The organism is Neobacillus sp. 19 (assembly GCF_049463095.1).
In the GTDB taxonomy this organism is placed as follows: Bacteria; Bacillota; Bacilli; order Bacillales; family Cytobacillaceae; genus Neobacillus.
The window spans coordinates 1-11,185 of sequence record NZ_JBMPZU010000076.1 but is presented as its reverse complement, the minus strand read 5'-3'; the positions used below and the strand labels follow the sequence as shown (position 1 = coordinate 11,185).

Annotated in this window: 10 protein-coding genes and 1 pseudogene; 1 reads left to right on the top strand and 10 read right to left on the bottom strand. The window is 40.7% G+C overall.

The features are described 5' to 3' along the window. Nucleotides 1-556: 556 nt before the first annotated feature. From ACO1D1_RS23265 to ACO1D1_RS23250, 4 genes are all read right to left on the bottom strand, one after another. Nucleotides 557-1,531 (bottom strand): DUF4832 domain-containing protein, encoded by a 975-nt coding sequence (locus ACO1D1_RS23265; RefSeq protein ID WP_423337315.1) that lies wholly within the window; start codon nucleotides 1,529-1,531, stop codon nucleotides 557-559. A gap of 217 nt (nucleotides 1,532-1,748) precedes the next feature. Beyond that, nucleotides 1,749-2,426 (bottom strand): hypothetical protein, encoded by a 678-nt coding sequence (locus ACO1D1_RS23260; RefSeq protein ID WP_423337314.1) that lies wholly within the window; start codon nucleotides 2,424-2,426, stop codon nucleotides 1,749-1,751. Nucleotides 2,427-2,697: 271 nt separating this feature from the next. After that, nucleotides 2,698-3,195, bottom strand: a complete 498-nt coding sequence (locus ACO1D1_RS23255) for a hypothetical protein (protein ID WP_423337313.1) — start codon at nucleotides 3,193-3,195, stop codon at nucleotides 2,698-2,700. A 14-nt stretch (nucleotides 3,196-3,209) separates the two neighbouring features. Beyond that, on the bottom strand, nucleotides 3,210-4,904 hold the full coding sequence (locus ACO1D1_RS23250; RefSeq protein ID WP_423337312.1) for a hypothetical protein: 1,695 nt from the start codon (nucleotides 4,902-4,904) through the stop codon (nucleotides 3,210-3,212). 271 nt (nucleotides 4,905-5,175) lie between these two features. Here ACO1D1_RS23250 and ACO1D1_RS23245 point away from each other — a divergent pair, with 271 nt between their 5' ends. Further along, nucleotides 5,176-5,454, top strand: a complete 279-nt coding sequence (locus ACO1D1_RS23245) for a hypothetical protein (protein ID WP_423337311.1) — start codon at nucleotides 5,176-5,178, stop codon at nucleotides 5,452-5,454. Between the two features lie 319 nt (nucleotides 5,455-5,773). Here the strand turns inward: ACO1D1_RS23245 and ACO1D1_RS23240 are convergent, their stop codons facing one another. The 6 genes and pseudogenes from ACO1D1_RS23240 to ACO1D1_RS23215 all read right to left on the bottom strand — a co-directional run bounded on the left by ACO1D1_RS23240 (nucleotide 5,774) and on the right by ACO1D1_RS23215 (nucleotide 10,982). Next, on the bottom strand, nucleotides 5,774-5,896 hold the full coding sequence (locus ACO1D1_RS23240; protein WP_423337310.1) for a hypothetical protein: 123 nt from the start codon (nucleotides 5,894-5,896) through the stop codon (nucleotides 5,774-5,776). 736 nt (nucleotides 5,897-6,632) lie between these two features. After that, nucleotides 6,633-6,815 carry a hypothetical protein gene (locus ACO1D1_RS23235; protein WP_423337309.1) on the bottom strand — a complete coding sequence of 61 codons (183 nt, stop codon included), beginning with the start codon at nucleotides 6,813-6,815 and terminating at the stop codon, nucleotides 6,633-6,635. Then, nucleotides 6,816-7,037: pseudogene (locus ACO1D1_RS23230) on the bottom strand (HNH endonuclease); the annotation flags it as partial. Between the two features lie 357 nt (nucleotides 7,038-7,394). Continuing rightward, on the bottom strand, nucleotides 7,395-8,423 hold the full coding sequence (locus ACO1D1_RS23225; protein ID WP_423337308.1) for an McrC family protein: 1,029 nt from the start codon (nucleotides 8,421-8,423) through the stop codon (nucleotides 7,395-7,397). Further along, nucleotides 8,424-10,586, bottom strand: coding sequence for an AAA family ATPase (locus tag ACO1D1_RS23220; RefSeq protein WP_423337307.1), 2,163 nt, complete (start codon nucleotides 10,584-10,586; stop codon nucleotides 8,424-8,426). It abuts the gene before it with no gap. A gap of 33 nt (nucleotides 10,587-10,619) precedes the next feature. Beyond that, entirely contained in the window at nucleotides 10,620-10,982 is a 363-nt protein-coding gene (locus ACO1D1_RS23215; RefSeq protein WP_423337306.1) for a hypothetical protein, read from the bottom strand. Nucleotides 10,983-11,185 lie beyond the last annotated feature (203 nt).

The following is an 11,185-nucleotide window of genomic DNA, read 5'->3' as shown; positions in this document are numbered from 1 at the left end:
GGCCCAAATTACCGAATGCTGACCGTATTGTCTGTCCAAAATTTGACAGGTGCAATGACCATATATTGTCTCATTTTAGAGAAAGGAAAAGACGCCTCCCCTAGTGTATATCTGCACCAACAGAAATAAGGGAACATTATACAAATCAACTATATGATTTTTGTATCTTATAAAAATAGCCGTTTTGAGGGCTTTAGGCCGAAAAAAACTGCAAGATTTATTCGAGAACCCGGAAAAAACCGGGTTCTCGAACTGGCCTATTGTCTAATCTAGTCGTCGAACCAATTAAGTTTGCTCCAAGGGAAGTATTCCAAATATCGTGATTCGCAGAACCGGCATATCTACGCCTGTTAGTGCTAGTTTCTTTAGGATCATTGATCTTCAAGTAAATATCATAGTCACCAGCAGGCACAGAACCAAAAACAGCTCATCTTAATTGAGAAGTTTAAATCACGGTATGCTGCGGTATTGCTTGCCCTGCTGTCCAAATCTGGCCGCCAATCCCTTTCGTCAAGGTTCGTAGAGTGCTGTGTAAGTGTTAGAACCATCTTTGGCTTTAGAATGACCGATACATTTTATCTCGTTTACTCACATTACCAAAGCCGACGTTTTGGATCTTCCCTTTGAACCTCAGGGTACCATTCCGCACTACCCATTTACTTGCATTAGCCTCACGCAATACTAACCGGTAGCCCAATCTGTCACGCATATATTCCATTCCGCTTCTGCCGTCATATACCGGGTCAAAAATTGCTGTTCGAGTCACTCCATCGTGTGGAGGCGTAAACGGCTTGGTGACGTTTGCTTCATTGTAAACAAAATCACCCCAAAGGCGATAAGTGTTTTGGTTATAACTTGTATTCAAATGAGTAGTTTGAGCATAAGCAGATTCATAAAGAACGTTAGGGAATCTGGGATAGATATTATCGGCAGCACCGGGCCCAACTGTTTCACCGCCATAGAAGTTATTTTGATTTCTCATCCAGGTTAAAACAACATTACGATCGAAATCATCCTGATCCCCAGTTCCAATTAATGCATACCCTTCGGAAAGCGAGCCATTGTCATTATACCAGTCGCCGTCCAAACCGTACGAATAACTATCGTTAAACATACCGAAACGTTGCGCCGGTGTTCCGCGTGCCGGGGCCGGCATTAAATTAGTAAAGCTATAATCGGTACCGTACTCAACGTTATGCCATGCCATGACACCGCCCGCATGTACTAAGATTGAACGCGAAGCGGGAACATAGTTCAGCAACGCATTCAACAGCCAGTGATACCCCTCTTTCGTGCTGGCATATGATGACGAGTGCATTTCACCCCATGGGCCAAAGATCCCCCCTTTAACAGCCATTATGGAATCTTCGAATTCGCTGAAAACATTTCCAAGCTGCCAAAGATGATATTGTACCCAGTTTTTGTCCTCATGGCCAGGTATATCAACCAAATCAGATCCTCCGAACTCCTGTTTCATACCAAACCCTGCCTTGTGGCGCCCCTGGTTCGCAATCATGAATGACCTGGTCATAGTCTCCACTATCAATATAGGTATAGCCCCGTCCGTCATAATTAAATTTCACAATCAACAGCTTCGCTATCTCTCACTTTTTGAAGCGCTGCCCTTACATAATCAAGCGCAGCGGGTGTCAACGGCTGCGTTGTTCCATAATCTGGCGGAAGATACCGGCAGCACTCCAGGGTCCTAAGGGTCTTCTATTTCAGGGGGGCATTCGACGAAAAGTTCCTCAGGTCAAATTCCATATAAACGATGCGAGCATCGACAGGACCGTGGTACCTGTAATAGTAGCCTTTAAGTTAGGAAAACTTGGAGTTCCACCCTCGACCGGAATTACATATTCTTGGGGTCTGTAAAAACCCCTGTCCGGATTCGGAATATCGACAGGATTCTCCGTATAGTCAAGTGCCTGTGACACAAGCGACTTTTGTTTGAACTCACTAATAAATACCATGTTGATGGTTTTGCCTTCCTTCACCTTTGGGATATAGAACACATAGCAACCATCTTCGGTCATTTCCTGGCCAGGCTGGATCGCGATTTTGAAGTCCCAATATGAATTGGATGCCTTCGCGGTCAGTATGAAGCTTTCAAACTTATCGAATACCGAAGCCTGAACCTTTAAGTGGCCATTGTCCGATTGTTTGGAATCCCAGATAAAGTAGATACCGGGAAATTCCGAACTGTGGGCATTGGAAGTTATTTTAGGGCCAGAAGCATTTTTGCGTGTAACGTTTTGAACGGCATCAATAGTTGCTGCTACTTCTCTATCATCCGCCCCATTCCATACAATGTCGTTACCGGGAGCCTTCACCGAGCTGAACTCCGCCCTTGCGGCATCCAACGAGCTTGACAACACCAGGCAAACGACTAACAGGATCGCAAGCCTTCCGAATACTTTTTTCAATTCCTAACCTCCCCAAATTAATATAGTTGCCTTTTTTCAGGCCAAAAAAAAATGCAAGACTTATTCGAGAACCCAACCGGGTTCTCGAATAAGTCAATTGTCTACTTGACTGTCGTCGAACCAATTAAGTTTGCTTCAAGAGGAAGCTTCGAATCCCACCGCTGATCGGAATTACATATTCTTGGGGTCTGTAAAAACCTCTGTCCGGATTCCGAATATCAACAGGGTTCTCCGTATAGTCAAGCGCCTGTAACACAAGCGAATTTTGTTCTTACTCACTAATAAATACCATGTTGATGTTTTTGGCTTCCTTGACCTTTGGGATATAGAACACAAAGCAATCATCATCTGTCATTTCTTGGCCAGGCTGGATTGCGATTTCGAAATCCCAGTAAGAATTGGATGCCTTCGCGGTCAATATGAAACTTTCAAACTTATCGAATACCGAAGCATGAACCTTTAAGTAGCCATTGTCCGATTGTTTGGAATCCCAGATAAAGTAGATTCCTGGAAATTCCGCACTGTGGGCATTGGATGTTATTTTAGGGCCAGAAGCATTTTTGCGCTTATCGTTTTGAACGGCCTTAATAACTGCTGCTTCTTCTCTATCATTCGCCCCATTCCATACAATGTCGTTTCCGGTAGCCTTTACTAACCTCAGTTCGAAGGTGATGTCCTTCCTAGCTATAATTGAGGATGGGTTCATTATTACTTCTCCAACCTTGTAGGCAGGATCCTGCGAGGCAGTAACCACCCAAATTGCTAACATGCCAGTAGGCAGGTTCAACTTTGGAACTGGTATCGTGTTGGTGTGGTTTGGCAAGACACTTGTGTCTGCACTCCAAACGGTGTTTTCCGTGTTTGAAACGGAGCCATCAATGACATCGGCAACATTAGAAGTGAATGTGAATTTGGATAAACGGATCCACCGGGAAAACCTCCATTAGCAGTCCAGTAAGTTTCCCATGATGGCCAGCTGTTATTGCTATAGACACCTACATTGTCCAAATACACTCCGTCAAATCCCTGGTTTATGATCCTGTCAATGGAAGACGTGTTGTCTCCCGTAGTCTTATGTTTGTATTGGCCGCCGCCGTTGATAATAATGTCTCTCCACGCCGGATCCCACCATTGCACAATCGCCTCTTCAGTGTAGTTTCCGCCATAACCGAAAGCCAGCCACGTCGGAGTGCCTTCTTCGGCAGGAGTATATACTCTTGAGGCTCCGCTTCCGGTTGTTGTGCCGGCTTTCATACTCCTAGGTGTATTCGGATTATTAGGATCTGCCTTTGTCCACTCATCCTGGCAGTACCAACGATTCTGCTCCGCCGAGCCGATGCTCAAATACGCGATGACCTGCCGTTTGCCACCGTCGGGCTTAACCTTAAGGCTATCGATCTCTTCTTTTGTAAGAGGGGTTTGGTTTTCCGGAAATGCCCTATGGTTGTAAAACGAATCAATATAAATCACATCATAGTCTGAGTTCCTGAGCGCTTCAAGCCAAGTCTTTCTACCATCATTGACGTTAAGACCTGCTTGTCTCCACCACCAGTCCCATTCGTCCCCATATAGCGCTTTCACGCCATCAATATCAGCGGGCTTCCCGCGTTCTCCAGCAACCGGTTTATACTGGCCGCCTGCGGAAGGAACCAGTAAGCCACTGCCGTATGAGTCAAATATTCTAGCCCTATCACCGTCTCCGCCTTCTGCAACAACTGCTGCTTCTTCAGCGTCCCATGTGTCCCAAGCATCATAAGGTCGGCTGTTGATATTGTACAGGTAGTTTTTCGCGTCAGTCAGTTTATTGACATTTCTGGTGCCGTCTATTCTGCTGCCCAGGCCTATAGTGGACGGATTATCAACCCAAAAGTAATCCCCATTGACAGCCCAGCGCCATCCGGGGAATAAACTCTGAGCTAATTCCCCACCAATACGCGGATAAGGAATAATGTCCCACGCTTTGGCTCTGGCATAATAATTGTCAAGCTGCTGTTGGGTATTAACCACCGTAGTATCGGACACATATATGCCTGCTTGCCTTAACGCAATGTATTTTTGTTGGGTTGCAGTTGGAGTAGTCAAGGTCCCGTTTCCTACCATCCCTTCAATTCCCCAACCATCAACTAAAGCAAGGATACCCTCGTCAACTCCGTTGGCAGAAACGCCATCTTTAAAAGCCAGATCGATTCCGTCCTGCGGAATAATTTTAAAGTCCGGGTTTTTAAGCTTTGCATGTAGTGCAAGTTCCTGAATAAATGCCTGCATCCTATGAAGACGCCCGGTTGTGCCGGTTGTTTCATCTGAATATAGATTATTAATATGTTTCTGTAGTTCCTCAACTGTTTTGCCGCCAATCGTTGTTTGTGCACCTGTATCCGCAAATGCAAAAGAAGGCAACAGGGTTAGGGTCATCAGCACCGAAAGTATAACGGACAGGGTTTTTTTTTCGAACCTTTTCCTAATCTTGTAATGTTGCATTTTATTCGACCTCCTTCAAAATACAAATAACACATTATTCTGGAGATGTGATCCTCCGTTTTCAGCCTCATTTATTCTAGAGTTTTGCTTCTCTGTTTTCAGCCTCTTTTTTTCAGAGTTGTTATTTTCTGTTTTCTACATTAATTAGTAGCTCGAGTGTTCTAACTTCTCTTTTACACTAAAAGGGCAAAACAGTTTTTCATCACCTCCTTTCCTGGTAACTTCAAATCTCTTAAAAACTCGTTACTTTTATTTAATACATTAATACAAAATGAGAAAGGTTAACTTAACCATGGAGGGAAATCAAAAGTACACAATTAATAAAAAACTAGTTGAAACAGACGGTAAACAGGACAGTGCTGCTTACACCCTTGGACGTACGAAAAAGCATGTAAACCGTATGAAACACGGCTACAAGAAACAAGGTAAAACTTTATTTGTGTACGGTGATCGTGGTCGTAAACCTGCACATGTCATCACCGAAGAATCCAAACAGAATATTTTGATTTCTTATCGTACAAAATATTGGATGCTACGGAAACATCGGTGAAACAAGTCCGGAAATTGAGTTGGCTAGCGGTAGTAATACCATGGAGATTTAGTTCTATTGTCTGCGTGAAAAAAACATATAGTGTAAGTATTCTATGATGGAAGGGCAACTATTACCGTAGGGCTTCTAAGAGGACTTTTTCGTATTCTTCATCTGTAAATTCGATGTTGATCAATCAGGTTGAAATGTTCATCCGGAAAATCTGCCATTTTTGTTGAAAGCTTTAGTGTGCCGGGGGAATGACCCTAAATGTGTTGACCATGATTGTAAACCCTTTCAAATCATTCGAAAGTAAAAATTAGAGATCCCTCCCCCGTTTCTACAAAATCGTCATGACGTCACTTGCAAGAAACATCACTGTCGGCATGTCATCCTTTTGTTCATCAATAAACCGGCTCATTAACTTATAGCAATGACTATTTCTTTTAGAGTTGCCAAGCACCACACCCTTTCATTATCTTTAAAGTTATTTAGCGCCAAAAAGCCAAATCTATTTAGCCAAATTTTAGCCAAATGTTTTCCCTTTTATCTTAACCCCACTTATTGGAATAGTCAACACAGAGTTATGAATTTTCAGATAATAATCCATTCCCAGCCTATTTACTAACCTTCATTACTATTTAACTATTATATATAAGGTTTTTATCATTGTTTGAATACAAAAACATTGTTCTTGCTTATTACCCCCAGAAAAAACAATCATTTTCAGCCAAACGTTTTCCATCATGAGAAGATTGTTATAAAAGAATAGAACCAGGTCTGCCATATTGAATATACGTTAACACATTAGCTATTTTTACCTGGTTTGAATCACATCTGTTTGTAATGGGTCGTTAGTTGTAACCCATATTATCTAGGCTATTAAAGAGTTTCCCTTACCAATCAAATAAGCAAGGCCTGATGACCTTGCTTGGTAATTTGAAAATTACTATTCCAACATTCTTTCACATAAGCAATACCGATATATTAAATCATAAATATCGCGCTTTGTTGGCACGATTGTTAATGATCATCATTAGTCTAATTCCTCGGGTAACGTGTGGAGGAATTAGACTTTTATCTCTTAGAATCCTAAAAATAATAAATCTATTTTTTTTGAGAGTACCTCATTGGACCCTGCATGCTAGTTGACTATTACTTCTACAACCATTCTTTCCTGTAAGCTGTAATGCTTCAGATTAGACGATTATCTTCTTTGGCATCCAAAAATCAGTAAATCCATTTTCGACTGAATAGTGATAAAGGTCTTCCAGCTTTTTACTTGAATAGACTTGCATATCTTCCCTATTTCTCAGCTCTGTGATTGAAACTAACGTTTTGTTTCGATCAATCACTGTCTCTAAAAATAGTTCATTGGCCAACTTATCACTTTTCGACAAATTACAAGCGCTGCAGGCAATCACCAAATTCCACAGTTGATCCGCTTGGACAAAACTCCAGGGAATAAAGTGATCGACATGTGCGTTTGCTTTCTTTATGGTCTTCCCACAGTAAAAACACTTACCATTATAAAATGACGAGAGTACCTGATAAAACTGATCAAGCGAGGATCTTTTAGAGACATTTTCTACCTTTAAGAGCAGATTAGTGGTATCTTGATTAAGGATGAAATTGAATTGGCCATTAATCCATCAGCTTTAACAATAAAGAATTTAAATAGATTGATTGCTTATAATCGGTATAAAAATAAAGGGATACTTGTTAACCTTTTTAAAATAGGCGTATTGAAGGAAAAATAACAAAATTTACTCTTATTAAAAAAATCCCAATTCCATCAATGGATCTCGGGATTTTTTGCGATACTCTTATTTCATGCCACAGGGACGATTCTCATGGTTTTCCACTGAACCGTCACTATGGTCAAACCTAGTAGCATGTCGATCACCCTTGAGAACCTATTAAATCCTATCCTTAGTACATTTGTTCGTTTAGCGGCTATATTATCTTTCAAGAACCCTAATCAACTTCCGATAAATTTCCTTCCACGAATCATTCAAATTCAAGGTCAATACTTCCATCGTCATTCGTTCATCCCAGGTAAACGTCTCATCCACTTCTACCCCATTAAACGGATAAATCAAAATGCCACGCAGGCACAGATCTTTTGGCTGGTGCATCAGGTAGGTGAACAGCTGATACATATTGTGGCTATGGAAGGATGCTTTTCCGAAGTTTCTTTGGAAAACATTCTTATAAAACTTTGCATCCATGATTACTTTCTGTTGACGATTTTTATGCGTTAACGAAACATCCGTCTTCATCGATGGCAAAAAGGATGGACTCCCATCCAGCTTCCAGCGCAAAGTCTCTGACGCTACCTGATAATCTTGCTGCTCAATTCGGTAAAAATGAAACAGGAATTTCTCAAATATTTGATTCAGAGCTGTTTCATCAAGTTCCGCATTGAATAAGCTCCAGTTGCCATGCTTATGGGACAACAGCGTCAATTCATGCAATAATCTGGCAATATGAATCATTCGTTTATAGCGAACGTCGTGCCTGCCAAAGTATATTCTTGAAAAAATGTCACTGGTAATTGGGAGAGCATCCGCTTCCGGCATGTACTCCATATAGGTAAAGCTGCGTTTCCTCGTTTCTTCCTTTATAAAATGGTTAAAACAAATCGCCTTTAACGTGCTTTTCATCACTTGATTCAATAGAATATTCGCAGAATATTGATCCTTCTCGCATACCACTATAGGCTGTCTACCCACGATAAAGGGCATGGAATCATTCATCATTACGCGTCCCCCGAGATGACTGGTGGATTCCCTTTTGATTACATAATTTTTTATCAGCCCACTCCGATGTAAGAGCTGCACTTCCTGTAAAAATTGATTGGTGATAAAGTCATAGGTAATCAAGTTCTCATCCACATCACTGAGGCTCTCAACTAAATCCGGCATCTCGTTTACATAACTAAGCAGACAAAACAAGTTTCGAATTGGAACTTTAAACATCGTCTCCATTTAGATTCCCTCAATCAATGACTGCACGATTTCCGGCCGATCGAAGAAGTATTCATCTATTAACGGGATAACCTCAAAGTGAAGGATATTTTCATACCACATATTCTCATCCAGATTATCCGGTTTTGCTGTAAAAAAGGAATGGCCAATCGCATACCCGCTCCCCAATTGGAAGTCACCGACAATAACTCTATTTATCTTTTCCACCGCAAACAAAATTCGGTTTACCATTTTCTCGGATACACCCGAAGATCGAAGTGGTTTACGCCATTTCTCATTAAAGGCAGGTTCAAGTGTAACGAAAGCAAAGCGGCGGCGAAGTGCTACCTCCAACTGGGCTAACGAGCGGTCAGCCGTATTCATCGTGCCAATTAGATAGACATTGCTGGGTACGGTAAATTTCTTTTTGGAATATCCCATTGTAACAAATTCATCTCGTTTATCCCGCTCAAGCAGCATGAACAGTTCTCCAAAAATCTTCGACAAGTTCCCTCGGTTAATCTCATCAATAATGAAGTAATAATCGTGTTCCGGATTTTTTAAAGCACGGTCGCAAAAGTCAAAGAAGATTCCATTTAATAGTGCGAATCCTTGTTCACTTGGCCGATAACCCATCACGAAATCTTCGTAAGCGTAGTTTTGATGGAACTGGACCATTTCAACTCGATTAGGATCATTCACACCCATTAAAGATTTGGCCAGCCTTTTCGATACAAACGTTTTACCCACACCAGGAGGTCCTTGAAAAATTATGTTCCTCTTATATTGAAGTAAGTTCGCGATAGTGTCATATTGTTTTTCATCAATAAATACTTCACTTAAGAAATCTTCTTTTGTATATGATTCAAACTGCTCTTCATTATTGAAAATTGCTGCCATGGCTTCTTTCAAATTTGGTTTTAATATCCAAAGAAAATGATTGTTTTCTTCATATTCGCCATCAAAAAGTACTGACCAATAGGCATTGCTGCCATCTGGTCTTTTAGGTGCAGCCATATCAGTAGCTGTCAATACCCTTTTTGCCAGATTCCCAACAGGGGCATTAAAGGAATTATTATGCTTGTCTAGTGCGGCGCCTAGCTGGGTGGCAGTGGCCTGCCCGCCTAATTCGACCATTTTTTGAAGATACACTAAATCACTTTCATAAAAAATCTGGCGGTCTTGAAGGAGATTTGTCCATGTTTCCGTACTAATTTCTTTTTCCATTTGATAAGGACTTACTGTATCTTTGACTTCCTTTGTACCTTGATCTTTATAACGCTCTAATACACCAGCCATTTTCTGATGAAATTCTTCATAAGTAAAAAAGTGGACATTCGACTCAATGGTAATATCGTCCTGCCCTTGCTTAGGATGCTGATCTCCATAAAATAAACCATAACGAATTCCTTTTTCATCCACTGATAAATAAAACTGCGGAGCTACTCGGTGATTATCGTACCCTTCTTCATAAACTGCCAGCCAGCAGTGTGATCCTCCAAAGTTTTGATTCCAATTGAAACCATTTAACGCTTTATCCTTCACAAAAGGCATATCTTTAAACTCATCCAAATGGCGGATGGCAGCATGAATTTTCCGCTGCTCCTCCTGAACCTTTTGTTTTTTATCCGAATAATAGAGCTGGAAAAGAATCGTAAAATTAATCCAAGCCTGCAGGATATTTGTATCGTACTTCGCCTTCACCTGTTCTTTAATCTGTTCCAGTTCCGCTAGACTGATAGAACCTGATAGAAGAATTTTATCAAGAACCATAAATTTAATAAGGTTGATTTTTTCGCTGTTTCGATAATGTTCCCGGAGCGAGTGTAATTGTTGTCGATCCATCGTGACAAGAACATCCAACAAACGCTCAGGCTTTTTCATGAAAACACTCAATTCAACAGCCATTTGATACAAATACTCGACAGCACTCTCGACTATAATTTGATTGTACTGGGTACTGCAGAAAAAGAAATCCTGCATATCCAAAATTGTTAACTCAGGATACGAAGGCTTGAAGTGTTCCAGTGCTTTCTCACATAGATTTAAATACGTTTCATAATTGGTGCCAACTGTACCTAGTTTTAACTCACTTCCAAAGGATTTTTTCAAATCGCTAAAAACCTCTTGCTTATGGAGTGGATATTTTTTGTAATCAAGTGCCGCTAATAAATATCCAAACAACTGTGCTCCCAAGGAAATCGTTGAAAGGAAAGCCTAACCTCTTTGTTTAAACCCTTCAATCCTTTCTTCAACCGGTATAGCTGAATAATATAACTGATTCAATAACTCTGCTAATTCCAAAGGCCGTGACTCAGCATGCTTCACCAAGTCTCCAGTATTGCTCCAATGAACAAAACTGCCAGAAGAGGGGATCTCCTTTTGTATTTTCTTTACAATTTCAACTACAGTAAGTTCATTAATTTCCTGTCCCTGCAAAAAATCATTCAATCTCGTCAAGATTTCATCTTTATAGGCCTCATCATATGCTTCCGTTTCTTTAAATGCTAAGTACCTTCTAAATGAAATGTCTATGTATGTATCCTTTAACATGTGCTTTTGTAATACTTCGTAACTCATTTCTTCACCTCTGATAACCGTTATATAAATCTATTATAACCATAACCCCTGCCTAAAAAAATAGAGTAGACCATTGGAAGGCTACTCTGCTTAGTTAATTGAAATATTAAATGCGACTTTCAATCTGTTGGTTAAAATGACTATGTATTTCCTTTTCAAAGAATCATTTTCATCGCGAGCAAGTATCAGTGACGAAAAAACGT

Coding starts and splice junctions, on each gene's coding strand:
- ACO1D1_RS23265 (WP_423337315.1), bottom strand. CDS start 1,531: ATGACCAGGTCATTCATGATTGCGAACCAGGGGCGCCACAAGGCAGGG.
- ACO1D1_RS23255 (WP_423337313.1), bottom strand. CDS start 3,195: ATGTTAGCAATTTGGGTGGTTACTGCCTCGCAGGATCCTGCCTACAAG.
- ACO1D1_RS23250 (WP_423337312.1), bottom strand. CDS start 4,904: ATGCAACATTACAAGATTAGGAAAAGGTTCGAAAAAAAAACCCTGTCC.
- ACO1D1_RS23245 (WP_423337311.1), top strand. CDS start 5,176: ATGAGAAAGGTTAACTTAACCATGGAGGGAAATCAAAAGTACACAATT.
- ACO1D1_RS23225 (WP_423337308.1), bottom strand. CDS start 8,423: ATGGAGACGATGTTTAAAGTTCCAATTCGAAACTTGTTTTGTCTGCTT.
- ACO1D1_RS23215 (WP_423337306.1), bottom strand. CDS start 10,982: ATGAGTTACGAAGTATTACAAAAGCACATGTTAAAGGATACATACATA.